The sequence below is a fragment of the Micromonospora cynarisoli genome, assembly GCF_030518815.1.
Classification (GTDB): Bacteria; Actinomycetota; Actinomycetes; order Mycobacteriales; family Micromonosporaceae; genus Micromonospora; species Micromonospora wenchangensis.
In genome coordinates this window covers 15,328-30,605 of sequence record NZ_CP130426.1, presented here as the reverse complement: position 1 = coordinate 30,605, position 15,278 = coordinate 15,328, and the positions used below count along the sequence as shown (strand labels likewise).

10 protein-coding genes and 2 CRISPR repeat arrays are annotated in these 15,278 nt (G+C 68.8%); of the genes, 4 read left to right on the top strand and 6 right to left on the bottom strand.

Annotated elements, in window-relative coordinates; translation table 11 throughout:
* Positions 1–6: 6 nt before the first annotated feature.
* The 4 genes from Q2K16_RS00140 (at position 7) to Q2K16_RS00125 (ending at position 8,458) form a co-directional block, all read left to right on the top strand.
* A complete protein-coding gene (locus Q2K16_RS00140) occupies positions 7–1,488 on the top strand; it encodes a phytoene desaturase family protein (RefSeq protein WP_302742700.1) in 1,482 nt (493 codons plus the stop codon).
* 515 nt (positions 1,489–2,003) lie between these two features.
* Positions 2,004–2,963, top strand: coding sequence for a methyltransferase (locus Q2K16_RS00135; RefSeq protein WP_302742698.1), 960 nt, complete (start codon positions 2,004–2,006; stop codon positions 2,961–2,963).
* A 267-nt stretch (positions 2,964–3,230) separates the two neighbouring features.
* Positions 3,231–4,754, top strand: a complete 1,524-nt coding sequence (locus Q2K16_RS00130; protein ID WP_302742696.1) for an FAD/NAD(P)-binding protein — start codon at positions 3,231–3,233, stop codon at positions 4,752–4,754.
* Between the two features lie 911 nt (positions 4,755–5,665).
* Positions 5,666–7,250: direct repeats of the CRISPR family, unit length 37 nt; unit sequence GTTGCGATCCTCGCCCGGCGCGGTGGCCGGGCGCAGC.
* Positions 7,251–7,339: 89 nt separating this feature from the next.
* Positions 7,340–8,458: an IS630 family transposase gene (locus Q2K16_RS00125; protein WP_302739705.1), complete on the top strand. Its 1,119-nt coding sequence runs from the start codon at positions 7,340–7,342 to the stop codon at positions 8,456–8,458.
* Between the two features lie 70 nt (positions 8,459–8,528).
* Positions 8,529–9,372: a CRISPR direct-repeat array (repeat unit 37 nt; unit sequence GTTGCGATCCTCGCCCGGCGCGGTGGCCGGGCGCAGC).
* Between the two features lie 126 nt (positions 9,373–9,498).
* On the opposite strand, the gene cas2 is transcribed toward Q2K16_RS00125, so the two are convergent.
* Genes cas2 through cas5c form a run of 6 tightly spaced genes read right to left on the bottom strand, consistent with a single transcriptional unit; the run spans position 9,499 to position 14,865 of the window.
* Entirely contained in the window at positions 9,499–9,807 is a 309-nt protein-coding gene (gene cas2 / locus Q2K16_RS00120; protein WP_169733137.1) for a CRISPR-associated endonuclease Cas2, read from the bottom strand.
* Positions 9,792–10,820 carry a type I-C CRISPR-associated endonuclease Cas1c gene (cas1c, locus tag Q2K16_RS00115; protein WP_302742693.1) on the bottom strand — a complete coding sequence of 343 codons (1,029 nt, stop codon included), beginning with the start codon at positions 10,818–10,820 and terminating at the stop codon, positions 9,792–9,794. Before cas1c ends, cas2 begins: the two co-directional genes overlap by 16 nt.
* Positions 10,813–11,466 (bottom strand): CRISPR-associated protein Cas4, encoded by a 654-nt coding sequence (cas4, locus tag Q2K16_RS00110; RefSeq protein WP_302742691.1) that lies wholly within the window; start codon positions 11,464–11,466, stop codon positions 10,813–10,815. Before cas4 ends, cas1c begins: the two co-directional genes overlap by 8 nt.
* Complete coding sequence (cas7c, locus tag Q2K16_RS00105; protein WP_302742690.1) at positions 11,463–12,353, bottom strand: type I-C CRISPR-associated protein Cas7/Csd2; 891 nt, start codon at positions 12,351–12,353, stop codon at positions 11,463–11,465. Before cas7c ends, cas4 begins: the two co-directional genes overlap by 4 nt.
* The gene (gene cas8c / locus Q2K16_RS00100) at positions 12,350–14,176 is read right to left on the bottom strand and encodes a type I-C CRISPR-associated protein Cas8c/Csd1 (protein WP_302742688.1); all 1,827 of its coding nucleotides are present in this window, start codon (positions 14,174–14,176) and stop codon (positions 12,350–12,352) included. Before cas8c ends, cas7c begins: the two co-directional genes overlap by 4 nt.
* Entirely contained in the window at positions 14,176–14,865 is a 690-nt protein-coding gene (gene cas5c, locus Q2K16_RS00095; RefSeq protein WP_302742686.1) for a type I-C CRISPR-associated protein Cas5c, read from the bottom strand. Before cas5c ends, cas8c begins: the two co-directional genes overlap by 1 nt.
* Positions 14,866–15,278: the final 413 nt, after the last annotated feature.

Here is a 15,278-nt window from a genome sequence, read left to right as displayed (position 1 = left end):
CACACCATGGCAGCGCAGACGGCAACCGGCGGACTCGACGCGGTGGTGGTCGGCTCCGGCCCGAACGGGCTGGCCGCCGCACTGGTCCTCGCCTCGGCAGGGCTGAGCGTCCAGGTTCACGAGGCCGCCGGGACCACCGGCGGTGGCACCCGGACCGAGGAGCTGACCCTGCCCGGGTTCCACCACGACGTCTGCTCGGCGGTGCACCCGATGGCCCTCGCCTCGCCCTTCTTCCGCGCCTTCGACCTGGCCGCGCACGGCGTCCGGCTGCTGCAACCGGAGATCCCCTACGCCCACCCGCTCGACGGGGGGCGGGCGGCGCTGGCCTGGCGCGACCTGGACCGCACCGCCGAGGGGCTGGGTCCCGACGGGGCGGCCTGGCGGTCCCTGCTCGGGCCACTGGTCCGACGCTGGTCGGGAGTGGTCGACACGGCCATGTCCGACCTGCGCCGGGTGCCCCGCGACCCGCTCGCCGCACTGCTGCTCGGAATCCGCACCCTGGAACAGGGCACCCCGGCCGCGGCGGCCCGGTTCCGCACCGAGGAGGCCGCCGCACTGCTGGCCGGGGTCGCGGCGCACGCGATCGCCCCACCGCGCCGGCTCGCCCCGGCCGGGGCCGGCCTGCTGCTGGCCACCCTCGGACACGCGGTCGGCTGGCCGGTCCCCGCGGGTGGCAGCCGGGCGATCACCGACGCCATGGTGAACCGGCTACGGCACCTCGGCGGCCGGGTGGTCACCGGCGACCGGATCGACGACCTGGCCCAACTGCCGCCGGCCCGCACGGTCCTGCTCGACGTCTCCCCCGCCGGCCTGCTGCGCATCGCCGGCGACCGGCTACCCGCCGGCTACGTGAACAGTCTGCGTTCCTTCCGGTACGGCGGGGCCGCTTGCAAGGTCGACTTCGCGCTCTCCGGGCCGGTGCCGTGGGCGGATCCGGACTGTGCCCGCGCCGGCACCCTGCACCTGGTCGGCTCGGCCACCGAGGCCCGGATCGCCGAAACCGCGGTGGTACGCGGCCGGCACCCGCAACGCCCCTACGTGCTCGCGGTGCAGCCCGGCGTGGTCGACCCGACCCGCGCACCCGCCGGCAAGCAGGTGCTCTGGACGTACGCGCACGTGCCGAACGGCTCCCCACGCGACGTCAGCGACCAGATCGTCGCCCAGGTGGAACGCTTCGCACCCGGCTTCCGCGACCTGATCCTGGCCACCCACGTGGTGCCGGCGGCGCAGGCCAGCAGCCACAACCCGAACTACGTCGGCGGGGACATCTCCGGCGGGGCACTCACCGGCTGGCAGCTGGTGATGCGGCCGGCGGCCCGCTGGGACCCGTACCGGACCCCGCTGCCCGGCGTGTACCTCTGCTCGGCCTCCACCCCACCCGGACCGGCCGTGCACGGCATGTCCGGGCTGCACGCCGCCGGCCGCGCCCTACGGCAGCACTTCGGCATCCGCACCGCCCCGCTCGACCTGATCCGCGGCGGACGCTGACCGATCCGGGCGTCGTCGACCGAGTCGGGCGGGCGTCGATCGGCGCAGGCACAGGACATCCCGTCTTCTCGGGCGGGCCATACCCGAGCTGGAGGTTCGGCGCGGCCCGGACCTGTCGGGCCGCCATCGCCGGGCACCTCGGCCTGCGCGGCAAGGACCTGCCACATATCGCCGCCCCCCCATGTCGGGTCTGCACGGATCTTCTGCGCCGTAGGACGCTTTGCGGATCTTCGCGTCGATCCGGCAGGTAATCGAGAACCGGATTCTCCGGCGGCGGCAGGTGCTGATCACGGTCTTGGCGTAGAACGCCGAGTCGGCTCGCTGCCCTGCTCGCCTCGATCTCCACCGTATTTGCGTCCAGACTTCTTGGGTACTGGGCGTCGGCGCCGCAGCTAGCCTTTGCCTGCGCCAAGGTCAAATCGCGAGAAAGGGCCCGGCCTGTGAGTGTCATCCGTGAGGTTGCAGATAGAGACAGGGCCAGAGAGTCGGCAGGGCTCTTCCTGTTGGAGCAGTCGATGGCGTACACCTATCCGGCCGCGCTGCGCGCCGCAGCGATTCTCGGCATTTCCGACCATCTCGCGAGTGGCCCGAAAACCCTACAGGAGATTGCCCAGGTCACGGGCACGGACGGTCAGAAGCTGTATCGGCTGCTTCGTTTGCTTGTCACGCGCGGCGTTTTCCGGAAAGACGATCAGGATCGCTATGCGCAGACACCCACGAGCGAGCTGCTGCGTAAGGACGATCCACTGTCGGCGCGAAACGCCATTATGATGATCACGAGTAAGGCCCTGTGGGTGTCGTGTGGCGAGCTTGCCACGTCCCTGCGTGGAGAAGCAGTCTCGTTCGAGGAGATCTTCGGAAAGAGCGTCTGGGAACACTGGGGCAGTGATCTGCCACCAGAAGAGAGCTTCCACTCCGGAATGGCGTCGATGTCGCAGCCGGAAATTCAGTCCCCGGTGCGGAGCTACGATTTTCCCAAGGGGCGCACCGTGGTCGACGTTGGCGGCGGCTATGGCAGCCTCCTACTGCTGGTCTTGCAGCAGAACCCCGACCTGAGGGGCATCTTGTACGACCAAGAGCATGTGCTCGCTGGGCACAAGCTGGGCGAACTCGGTGCCGACGACCGCTGGGAAACCGTCGCCGGGGACTTCTTCAAGGAATGCCCACCGGGCGACATCTACCTACTCAAGTACATCACCCACGACTGGGACGATGAACGAGCCTCGCTCATACTGCGGAACTGCCGACGCGCCATGAACCCCGGCGGACGGGTGCTGGTATTCGACGCGGTCGTCCCGCCGAATGATGAACCGCACCTGAGCAAGCTGATGGATATGATCGTAATGGGAATATACCCCGGGCGTGAACGCACGCAGGCCGACTTCCGAAAGCTCCTCGCCGATGCCGGCCTGAGGATGACGCGTGTCGTAGCCAGCGACAGTTACATCTCGATCGTCGAGGCAGTTGCGGCTTAGATTTCCTGAAACGGAGCGAGCCTCGCGTAGAGTGCGGTCGCGAGCAGCCCCCCAGACTCTCCGGCCCGGGGGCCCGTCCCCTTGTCGAGAGGTGCCCTCCAACTGCGATCCAGGGCCCGGGGCTTCCGTTGGGGTTAGCTTGAAGGCTCTTCGCAGCATCAACCATTCAACCGCTTGCGCAGAATGCCCTGTTCCGTCGCCCGGGATCACCAGCGTCGGCCAAAGGGCACCGGAGGCAAGACCTCATCGCCACTGTAAGGGAATTCTGTGGGACGCACGATCTGCATCATCGGCGCCAGCAGCAACGGAGTTGGCGTGCTTGGCAACCTGGTGCGCGACGCTTCGGACGTGGATTCCGTCACGTTGATCGATCCGATGGCGCCGGGGCGAGGCCCAGCTTTCAATCCGGAAGATCGACTCATGCGGTGCAACACGTCGGCGGCCATCAACTCGCTGATAGCCGATGAGCCCAACGACTTCCTCGACTATCTCGCCAGTAGCGGCCAGCCCGCGAAGGCCGAGTCCATCGTCCCACGCGATCTCGTCGGCGAGTACGTACGGACCCGCTATCGACAATACGCCGAGCGCGCCGCCAGCCGCGGTATTCACGTGACCCACCACGCGGCTCGGGCGACTGCGATCCGCATCGTCGACCACGGGCGGTGCGAGGTCCTCCTCGACGACGGCCCCTCTCAAGAGTTCGACCGAGTCGTCGTCTCCATCGGCTTCAACAGCTACAAGGTCGCCGCCGGCTTCGCTCCTTACCAGCATCACCCACGGCTGCTAGCCTCACCGTTTCCGGTGCCTCAGCTACGACAGCGCCTCACCCGACCCAACTCTCGCGTGCTCGTGCTGGGCACTGGCCAGTCGGCGGTGGACGCGGCTATCGCACTGTGCCACGACGGACATCAGGTCACCATGGCCTCACGAACCGGGCTCTTACCGGCAGTGCGCGACCGACTGGTACCAGCACCAGCAACCATTCCGTCGCTGACCGAAATCACCGCCCTTGACCCGGACGACCCACTCCTCGGCCTGAAGATCGCTCGGATTGTCGTGCGGGCGATACGCACGGTCTCTCACATCCCGCTGCGGGAACAGTTGTCATTCGCCGACGACGCCACCCTACGGCTGCGCGAGGAGGTGGAGCTCCTTGAGACGGGCCGCTCATCCTGGCAGACCATCATCTTCCCGTTGGTCGACCAGGTAATCGCCTGGACGGTAGGGTTGCCGCCTGCCAAGCAGAGGGATCTCCTGACCGCCTACCGACACGTCACGTGGCGCTACGCCAGCTCCATGGTCGCCGAAAACGCCAGGGCGCTGATCCGACACATCGACGCCGGACAGCTCGAAGTTTCCTCCTACAACCCGGCGCGCGTGATCGCCAGGGACGCAGGCTTCGACGTCGATTTGCATCGTCGCGGACAGCAGAGTTTCGACTACGTGGTCACAGCCGTTGGCTTCAACCCGCCCGTGCTGCACATCGACGATCGAACGGTATACCTCACCGACCCACCCCCGGCCGCTACCGCCCTAGACCACCTCGACAACGACCTGCGTGTACGCCTCGACCGATGCGCACGGCCAGAGAACATATGGCTCGTCGGCCAGACCACCCACATTCACACGTTCTGGGCACACATCCTCGCGTTGAATTCGATCCAAGCGCACAAGGTCGCACGCCAACTCTCAGCAAGCACGGACTCCACGATCCCACAGGAATCAAAGCGGTCGGCAGGCCAGGCGCCCGACACAATCATCATGCCCGCCACATGGAATTCCTACAGGTGACTCGACATCCGCCAACGACGCTTCCGTCGATCATGGAGTTGTGGTGCCCGTTCAAGAGGCATTTGGGCAGATTTTGTTCCCACCACAACTCCATGATCGACGGCCCCCACCTCTACCTGCCGAGGTCGGATCCCTTCGTACGGGTCGTTCGCCGTGCTCGAACCTCAGTGAGGGGCGGCAAGGAGCGTCGCAGCGGCTCACGTGCGCCGGAATCCGGCGTCGTCGCTTGAACCACGCAGAAGGCGCTGGGACAAAACTGGCAGTAGCGCCGCGACGATGCGGATGGCTGTCCTGATAGACCCTGGGGGCGAGTCGTGGGAAGGGATATCGTCCCGAACAGGCATCTCAGGGCTGCCCGCAAGGCCCTGCCGTCCCCGTCAGGTTCCGGCCGCTCGATGTCGGCATGTTTACGACCAGCGTCCGCGCTCATCGCGCCCCGCCCGCGACCGGTAGAGGTTCGTGTCGGCGGGGAGATCGATACTGCAACCCCACCGCCGCAGCGCATGGATGATGACATTGCTATTGAATTCTGAACTGTAGCCGCCGGTGACACGCCCTTGCCGCCTGCCCAGTCATGCCCCCTGGCTGGTGCGGCGAAGCGGAGCTGCAGCCCAAGATGGAATCGAACCGTCGACCCACGCTGCCCGAATCTCACGGTTCCCGGCTTGTCAACATTCACTACGAGCTGCCACTGAGCTGCACAAACACGATCGCGGAATGGGCCATGATGTCACCGGCAGTCGACGATCAGCAGGTGTTTGGGGGTAAACGGGAGGCCGTTTGACCCGTACCGGGACGATCACGGCCTCGCCAGGGACACCCTATCCGGGCGGCCGTCGCCCCGAAAGCCGGACCGTCGTCATAGGACCCCGGACCGCCCGAATAAGTCCGGCTGATGCGGCGTACCCAACCAAGCGATCCTCGCCCGGCGCGGTGGCCGGGCGCAGCTTGTGTTCGTCGAGTCCAGGCCAGGCACGACCCCCTCGTTGCGATCCTCGCCCGGCGCTGTGGCCGGGCGCAGCCACGACGGCTACGAAGGCGCACTCGGCGAGGTGTGGCCGTTGCGATCCTCGCCCGGCGCGGTGGCCGGGCGCAGCCAGGCGGCGGCGCGGATCGTTGACTGGAACTGGGGCGTTGCGATCCTCGCCCGGCGCGGTGGCCTGGCGCAGCATGAGCTTCGAGATGATGCAGATCCACGCCACCAACCTGTTGCGATCCTCGCCCGGCGCGGTGGCCGGGCGCAGCCGCCCTGGCCGATGTCGTCCGCCATGCCGGTCACCGGTTGCGATCCTCGCCCGGCGCGGTGGCCGGGCGCAGCCGCCTACGGCCAGGCCCGGCCGGTCAACCACCCCGGCGCGTTGCGATCCTCGCCCGGCGCGGTGGCCGGGCGCAGCTCGATGGGCCGGTTCGGCAGCCACCGCGCGAGGGTGTTGCGATCCTCGCCCGGCGCGGTGGCCGGGCGCAGCCCGTGCCCTGATAGGCCTCTGGGCGTCCCGTCTTGTCGTTGCGATCCTCGCCCGGCGCGGTGGCCGGGCGCAGCAACACCTCCAAGGCCGAGGTGACCGCCGAGGTGGAGGAGTTGCGATCCTCGCCCGGCGCGGTGGCCGGGCGCAGCGCGTAACCCTTGCCCGACACTCCGGTCTCGCCCTCGTTGCGATCCTCGCCCGGCGCGGTGGCCGGGCGCAGCCCGGTCGGCTGGCGAGGCAGCCTGGAACGCCTGGTCGTTGCGATCCTCGCCCGGCGCGGTGGCCGGGCGCAGCGGGCTCGACCAACGCGCGGTAGGCGGCGGCCTTGAAGTTGCGATCCTCGCCCGGCGCGGTGGCCGGGCGCAGCTGGCCGCTCAGCTTCATGGCGGTGTTGGTGTTGCAGTTGCGATCCTCGCCCGGCGCGGTGGCCGGGCGCAGCGTGCCACGGTCAACGTCACCACCCACCGCGCCGGCGCGTTGCGATCCTCGCCCGGCGCGGTGGCCGGGCGCAGCCTGGCGGCCGGGCTGCTGGTGGGGCTGGCACATCCGGGTTGCGATCCTCGCCCGGCGCGGTGGCCGGGCGCAGCACCCCCAAACAGGGGTCAACCGAACGCACCACACCGTTGCGATCCTCGCCCGGCGCGGTGGCCGGGCGCAGCGGTGTATTGGGCGAGCATCCGCTTGTCGTGGTCTTCGTTGCGATCCTCGCCCGGCGCGGTGGCCGGGCGCAGCCAGAGCCGCCCGGGGCAGGATGCCGCGCTGCTCGTACACGTTGCGATCCTCGCCCGGCGCGGTGGCCGGGCGCAGCGCTGAGGCCGCCGCCAAGCCGCTTCCCACCCCGAAGGCGGTTGCGATCCTCGCCCGGCGCGGTGGCCGGGCGCAGCCGGGGCGGCGGTCGGGGTGTACGTGGCGAAGATCCAGGTTGCGATCCTCGCCCGGCGCGGTGGCCGGGCGCAGCACCACCCCGGCGCACGCCGCCGTCCGCCGGTCGCGGTTGCGATCCTCGCCCGGCGCGGTGGCCGGGCGCAGCTAGTGCCGTGGCCACGAATGTTCGCGGTGTTGGGTGACACGCCGTCTGGCCTGTCGGCTGGGCGGGGTCGTGGCGGTCAGGCTGTGGCGGTGGCAGAACCCGTTCGCGTTCGGCGGCTCAGTGACCAGGAGGGTCAGCAGCTGCTGAGGATCACTCGTAGAGGTACCGGCTCGCCGATCCGCCTTCGGCGGGCGATGGTCGTGCTCGCCTCGGCCGGCGGGAACACGGTGCAGGCGATCGCCCGTCTCGTGCAGGCCGACGAGGACACGATCCGGCAGGTCATCCACCGGTTCAACGAGATGGGGATGGCCAGCCTGGACCCTCAGTGGGCGGGTGGCCGTCCCCGCCAGATCAGTCCCGATGACGAGGCGTTCATCGTCGAGACGGCCAACACCCGCCCCGAGAAGCTGGGGCGGCCCTTCACCCGGTGGAGTGTCCGCAAACTCGCCGAGCACCTGGGCTCGCATGCCGTTCGGCGGGTCCGGGTGGGGCGGGAGAGGTTGCGGCAGATCCTGCACCGGCATCGGATCACGTTCCAGCGGACGAAGACGTGGAAGGAGTCCACCGACCCCGACCGGGACGTCAAGCTCGCCCGGATCGAGCAGGTGAGCAGCCACTTCCCGCAGCGGGTGTTTGCCTTCGACGAGTTCGGGCCCCTGGTCATCCGCCCGCAGGCCGGCACCGGCTGGGCGCCCGCGGGCCATCCGCACCGGCTACCGGCGAACTACCACAAGCTGCACGGCGTGCGGCAGTTCCACGGCTGCTACTCCGTCGGTGACGACCAACTCTGGGGCGTCGTGCGGCGTCGCAAGAGCGCCGCGAACAGCCTCGCCGCCTTGAAGTCGATCCGCGCCGCCCGCCCGGACGGGGCACCGATCTACGTGATCCTGGACAACCTGTCCGCGCACAAAGGCCGCAAGATCCGCAGATGGGCGGCCCGGAACAAGGTCGAGCTCTGCTTCACCCCGACCTACGCCTCCTGGGCCAACCCGATCGAGGCCCAGTTCGGACCGCTACGCACCTTCGTCATCGCCGGCTCGAACCACCCGAACCACCCGACGCTGACCCGGAAACTGCACGCCTACCTGCGCTGGCGCAACGCCAACGCCCGCCACCCCGACGTCCTGGCCGCCCAACGCCGCGAACGCGCCCGCGTCCGCAGCGAACGCCAACGACGCTGGGGCCAACCCACCACCCGCGCAGCCTGACCCCAACACCGTCAACGTTCGTGGTCACGGCACTAGGCGGGGGCGCGTGCGGCGCGTCCGGTACGCGTCGTGTTGCGATCCTCGCCCGGCGCGGTGGCCGGGCGCAGCCCGGATCTTCTCGATCTCCCGGCGCAGCTCGGCGGAGGTTGCGATCCTCGCCCGGCGCGGTGGCCGGGCGCAGCCACAGCGTCATCGCGCCCATGTACCCAGGCCCGACGTTGCGATCCTCGCCCGGCGCGGTGGCCGGGCGCAGCCACAGCGTCATCGCGCCCATGTACCCAGGCCCGACGTTGCGATCCTCGCCCGGCGCGGTGGCCGGGCGCAGCCAGGGCTCGTCGTCGACCGACTGTGCGCCCACCTTGTTGCGATCCTCGCCCGGCGCGGTGGCCGGGCGCAGCCTCGGGAGGGCAGAGGCGTGACCGCAGCACCCATCGAGTTGCGATCCTCGCCCGGCGCGGTGGCCGGGCGCAGCCGCACGGGAAATCGCCCCTGGAGACGTACGACGCGTGGTTGCGATCCTCGCCCGGCGCGGTGGCCGGGCGCAGCGCGACGGGAGCGGACCCAGCAGCGGCTCGGCGGAGATGTTGCGATCCTCGCCCGGCGCGGTGGCCGGGCGCAGCCGACTACGGGTGGTCGCCGGCGCGCGGACGGATGATCGTTGCGATCCTCGCCCGGCGCGGTGGCCGGGCGCAGCTCCGCCGCCGCGCCGACGGGGGCACCGTCACCCGGGTTGCGATCCTCGCCCGGCGCGGTGGCCGGGCGCAGCGTTCCCGGACAGCGGAAGTTCATCATCTTCGAGGAGATGTTGCGATCCTCGCCCGGCGCGGTGGCCGGGCGCAGCCTGCGCCTGAGAGAGGGCGCCGGAGCTGGCCTGCGAGTTGCGATCCTCGCCCGGCGCGGTGGCCGGGCGCAGCGGTTCACGAGCAGCGAATATAGCGATCAGACGATCCCTCATCGACTTGCTCGTAGTCCGTTTCGTCCATCTGATACAGGTTTCCCACCTCGGAACCCTCCGGGCTTTTCGTGTCCACTGGAGGTTCCTAGATCACTAGGGCTCCGCGTGGGTCGATGGGTCGTGGTTTGCCGAGGTGTTCGACGTCGTCGAGGGCGTGGGCTGGCAGGTGGTAGATGCGGATGCTGTCCTGGGTGGGGTCGATGGCGTCTTGGAGGGCGGCGACGAAGCGGACCTTGTCGGTGTCGCGGCAGACTACTTCGAAGACCGATTTTTGTACGCGGTGTCCGTACCCTTCGCAGATCTTGGCGACTTTGCGGAGTCGGCGTTGTCCCTGTGGGGTGACCGTTTCGACGTCGTAGGTGACGAGCAGGTCCACGTTCAGTTCACCGTCCACGGCTGGTAGGCGACCGTGTCTCCGCGAAGGTGGCGGGCGAGTAGTCGGGCTTGCACGAGGGGGAGCAGCGCGGCGGGTACCTGGCGGCCGAGTTGGGCGTGCGGCCAGTCGCGTTGTCGGCTCTGTTGCCAGGCGGCCAGCACAGTTCTGCGTCCGCTGTCGGTGAGTCGGTATGCCTTGTTTGGTAGTTCTTCGAAGTCGGTGGGGGTCAGCTCGCGTCTGTTGAGCATGGTGAGGGCGAGGCGGTCTGCCAGGAGGGGGCGGAATTCTTCCATCAGGTCGAGGGCGAGGGCGGGTTTGCCGGGCCGGACGGCGTGGAGGAAGCCGATGTAGGGGTCGAGTCCGACCTGTTCGAGTGCACCCTGCACGGCGACGCGCAGCATGCCGTAGAGGAAGGAGAGCAGGCAGTTCAGGGGGTCGGTGGGTGGTCGTTTGTTGCGGCCGGATGCCTTCCAGTCGGTGTTGTCGCCGAGGAGGTAGGGCATGGCGGCGAAGTAGTCGCGTGCGGCGATGCCTTCGATGCCGAGGATTTCGTTGGTGCTGGTGGCGGTGGTGAGGAGTTCGAGTCGTCGGGCGAGGAGTTCGGCGGTGGCGCGTAGTGCGGTCTGTCGGTGGCCGCTGGTGTCCCGGGCGGTGCGGAGCAGCACTTGTCGCGCGTTGTGGATTTTGCCGGCGACGAGGGCGACCGCGATGGGGAGTTGGCGTTCCGGTGAGTCGGCGGCGCGGTGTTGGGCCTGGCGTAGCAGCGGGTTGCCGTGGGTGGGGCCGACCAGGCCGGCGCGGAACCGTCCGCTGCCGGTGAGCCAGCTGACGGAGCGGCCGTCGTCGGCGCAGCGCAGGAGCAGGTCGTCGGTGGGGGTCACGCCGCTGAACAGGACCAGGTGGTCGAGTCGGACGAGGGGTAGCAGGTGACGTCCGGGGTGGTCGGGGTGGTAGATGCGCACGGTGTCGCCGTCGAGGCGCAGGCTGGTGCCGGGGGTCTGGACGTAGAGGGTGTTGAGGAGTTCAGTCACGCCACTGTCCCAATGGTCGTGGGGTCAACAGGTCGGGTGGGGTCTGCCGTTGGCCGTCGGTCAGTTCGGGGAGGCAGTCCTCGCGTAGGGAGCATCGCCGGCAGCGGGCGTCGTTGCGTGCCGTCGGCAGCGTCGGGGTGTGCAGCAGTCGGCGGACGGCTGTGGTGGCGGCGATGACCCGTTCGAGCAGGTCATGGTCGATGGATACGGGGTGTCGGCGGCGTTCGGCGACGGAGTAGATGTATCCGGTGGGTACGTCGAAGCCGGCTTCGAGGAGGCAGAGTGCCTGTCCGCCGAGTTGTAGTTCGGCGGGGCCGTCGGGTTGGTAGCGTCCGACCTTGTATTCGACGGGTGTGGCGGTGTTCTTCTCGAACTCGACGACGTCGCAGATGCCGCGTAGGCCGTGGGTGTGGCTCCATACCGGGAGTGACCGGATGGTGGTGAGGCCTCGGCGGCGTTGGACGCCGGGTAGGTCGACGGTGGTGTGGCTGAGGTCGCCGCGTACCGTTTCGACGTTTTCGGTCCAGACGCCTTCGACGTGGATGAGGGCGGTCTGCCGGTGGCAGTAGGCGTAGTGCTCCAGCGCGGACAGCGGCACCTCCCGCAGGTCGGGGGTGCCGCTGTCCGTGGGGTGGTCGTGGGTCACGGCCAGAGGTCGACCAGTTTGGTCAGCTCGATGCCGCCGGGCAGCCCGGCCTCGTCGATGCTGCGGGTGTAGTCGGTGTGGGCGCGGGCAGCCTTGTCGTCGTTGGTGCGCTTGACGGTGATCCGCTGGGTGAGGGCGGCGGAGGGTGCGGCTCCGAAGGCGTCGGGGTGGCTGAACACGTACAGCCCGCAGAGCTTCATCTCGCCGCGGCTGGCGGCCCGGTCGTGGTCGAACATGACGGTGACGGCCTGCCACAGCGCGGCGAGGTCGTCGCTGGTGACGCCGGTCTTCGCGGCGCGGGGTGCGGAGTAGAACAGGTGGGCGCGGTAGAGGCCGTACGGGACGGTCCACTTGGAACCGATCTCGGTGCGCTCACCTTTGTCGATGTCATCCTGGCGGGTCTGGGTGACCCGGGTGATGGTGTGGTCGGTGGGCAGGATCGCATCGATGCTGCGGGCGAAGGTGAGCTGGAGCGGGCCGCGGACCTGCCCGGCGCCGCCGCTCTTGCCGGTGCTGAGCACCGCGCCGAACATGCGGATGTCGAAGTAGTGATGGCAGAGCCACTGCTGGGCCGCCGCGCTCTCCGCAGGGGTCGGCTTGTTGCTGATTTTGGGCGGGTTGGCGGCGAAGGCGCCGTCGATCCGGGTGTTCAGGGCGTGGCCGGCTTCGACGAAGATGCCGTAGCGCGGGTCGTCGCCGCGCAGCAGCGACACGGTGTCGCGGATCTTGCGTTTGATCGCCACGTCGGTGACCAGGCCCTGTCCGCTCTCGTCGTCGGTGCGGGGCTGGTTGCCGGCGTCCGGGTCGCCGTTGGGGTTGCCGTCGCTGACGTCGAACAGCAGGACGGCGTCGTGGCGGCGGGTCGGGTCGAGGTGCGCGGCGCTCATGCGTCGTCTCCTTCGTCGTCGGCGGTCGGTGCCACGTCGTCGGGCTCCGGGGGCAGGTCGGTCTTCTTCTTGTTCGCGGCGGCGGCGAGGCGTTCGGCCCGCATCTCGGCCCGCTGCTGGTGGTAGCCGAGAATGAACTGGGCCTTGTCCGTCAGCACCGCAGCGCTGGGGATCACGTCGAGTTGGACGAACAGGTCGTCGAGTCGCCGTTCGTAGGCGTCCGACCAGCCGGGCCGGCGCAGCGGACCGCGCAGGCGTTTGAGCCATGCCTGCACGTTGCGGCGGCCGGAGACGATGACGACCTGCGGGTTGTCGACGGCGCGGCCGAAGTATCGTTCGGCGAAGGTGGTGTTCAGCCGCTGGTCAGCGACCCGGAACACGGTGCGTTGCAGGTCGTCCATGACGGCGAAGATGCGGCCGGACACGTATGCCGGCTGCTGGTGGGCGACGTTCAAGGTCGGCGTCAGCCTCTCTCGTTCATGCTCGGGCAGGGTCGGATGACGGCGCAGGGCGAGCCGGATCAACGCCGCGCGGCCGGGGTCGAGCCGGCCGTCGATCCGGATGCGATTGATGACGTGGTTGAGCAGCTTCGGCGGCAACGGTCGCTTGAGCAGCGCGGCGCTGAGCAGCCGGTGGAACAGATCAGGCGGCCGGTGTTCCCCGGACGCACCGAACTTCGTCCACGTCCCGGGGCCTCCGTTACGTCCGGCCTCGAACCGACCCGCCACCCGGGCGAGTTGGGAAACCCTGATGGTGGCCACCTCACCGGTCCAGGCATCCACGATCCGGTGGTCGTCGAACCAGGCCCTGATGTTGTCCTTGACCCGGGAGATCGGCTGCTCGACCCAGTCCCGGACGACGACGCGGGCGACGTTGCCGCCCACAGTCACCGAGCAGTACCGGGACACCTCGTCAAGGGAGGCTTCCGCGCCGCTCGCCGGCCCTGCGATCAGGTGCTGGATGTGGCTGGGGTCCAACTGCTCGACGGTCGCCCACGGGTCGAAGGTCGACCCGCCCAGCACCCACCAGGCGAGCCGGGCGTTCTGCCCGGACAGGCTCGTGCTGTGCCGAGGATCGGACAGCAGCGCCGTCAGCGCGGTCATGAACTTCAGCCCGCAGTCGGCGCAGATCGGGGTGTGAGTCAGGAACTTCTGCAACTCGTAGCCGTGGGTGGCCTCGTTCATGCTGACCAGCGACGCGCTCTGGGTGGCCCCGGGCACCCACCGTCGAGGAATCTGCTGCGGCATCGTGTGAAGCAGCGGCTGCACCCGCCCGCAGACCAGACACAACCCGGTGCGTCCGGAGCCCTTCCGATCCCCGGCCACGCCGGCCCAGAAACGCTGCGCCGCGACAGCATCCGCCGCGTAGGCCCCGTCGACCCAGAAGCCGACCAGGTCACCCCTGCCCCAGTCCGCCGGCGGTGAAACACGGTCGGCGTGCCCGTCGCGGTAGAAGGCGGCGACAGCCGGACCATGACTGTCCGGCTCGGCTGCCGCCCAGTCGGCGATCAGGGCACGGAACGCGCTGTGCTGCTTGGCGACCCGTTCCGGTTTGGCCCCCTCCGACAGCCAACCGAAGAGGTACTCCCCCGTGTCGACCGCGAGCGCGGGCGAGATTCCCACGGTCCGGGTCACCGCCGGCACCAGCCGGGGCGCGCCGAACCGGGAGTTCGGGTCGTCCTTGTTCGCCGTGTCGACCAGGCCGCCCTGGGGTACGCCGTCGGCGTCGATCTCCAGGCTCCACCGCACCGGCTTACGGGAGTAGAACGGCGGGATGACGTCCTCGCTGGTGTCGGCGAACTCCACCAGCCGCTGCAACAGCACTAGACCACCGGCCCTTCCACCGGAAGTGCCAGCTCGATCCCCCGTTCCGGCACGGACAACACCCCGGCCACCACCCGAGCGGCGAACCACTCCATCCGCGGCTGGGCGGACTGACCGTCCCGGTGGATGGAGTGCAGCATGATGCCGATCTCCTCGTTGACATCCACCCGGGGCGTGTCATCCGGCCACCCGAACTCCGCGCTGAACTCGCGAGTGCCGAGATAGGGCTGCTGGAAGCAGGCACCCTTACGGACCCGCCGACGCAACTGATCCCGGTACGCCGCGACCGACTTGTCGGCATGCGCCGCCAACTCGACGTGGGCATGAATGCGGTAGGCCACATCCCGCAGGCACAGCGCATTCCGCTGATCACGATGCGCTGCGGTGTCGACCCGACGGGTACCCTTGAGCGCCTCCGCCAACGGCGCGACATCCGAGGTTTCGTTCCGCCGGATCGTGAACTGCCGCACCGGCTTGAGCACCTCGATCGCCACCACCCGGTACCGCATCTCCGGCTTCCAGAAGATCGATTCGAGCACCCCCACCGCAGCAGACGGCGTCATCACCGGGTAACTGACCCGCTCCACCTTCAACTCCGGCCGCGAGAACAACGCCGCCTCACCACTGACCTGCACCACCACCGGAAGATCACCCTCCGGGCTACGGCGCAGAGTCACCCCGTTGACCACATCCGTCGTCACCACACAGCCCTTCCCACGACAGCTCGTCGAACACATGAACGAAGAAAGACCACACCAGAACCGGAGGCCCCCTCGCACAGCGAGTGCGACGATCCACCACCAGTACGACAGAAACGGCCACACCACGCCGCCCAGCCTCTATTTAGGAGTGACAAGAATCCGACTAGACCAGCGCCGAGGAGTGAGACTCTGTCCGACTTGAACCAAAGGGTCCAAGTCGGACGAAGTCAGATCCCCTCAAGAACCACCCAAGGTTGCGATTCTCAGCACCAGAGCACTGCAGGTCACCTGCCTTACCGGCGACTCCGAAACGCTACCAAACTTCCTTGGGTGTACGAGTGCACCGCCTCGGGGGTATAAAGATCTCGGCTGGGCGGGCACCGTCCCTCCAAACACGACGG

Bases quoted from the DNA above. Each gene is read 5' to 3' on its own strand.
- Q2K16_RS00140 (WP_302742700.1), top strand. From the start codon at position 7: ATGGCAGCGCAGACGGCAACCGGCGGACTCGACGCGGTGGTGGTCGGC.
- cas7c (WP_302742690.1), bottom strand. From the start codon at position 12,353: ATGAGCGCCGCGCACCTCGACCCGACCCGCCGCCACGACGCCGTCCTG.
- Q2K16_RS00135 (WP_302742698.1), top strand. From the start codon at position 2,004: ATGGCGTACACCTATCCGGCCGCGCTGCGCGCCGCAGCGATTCTCGGC.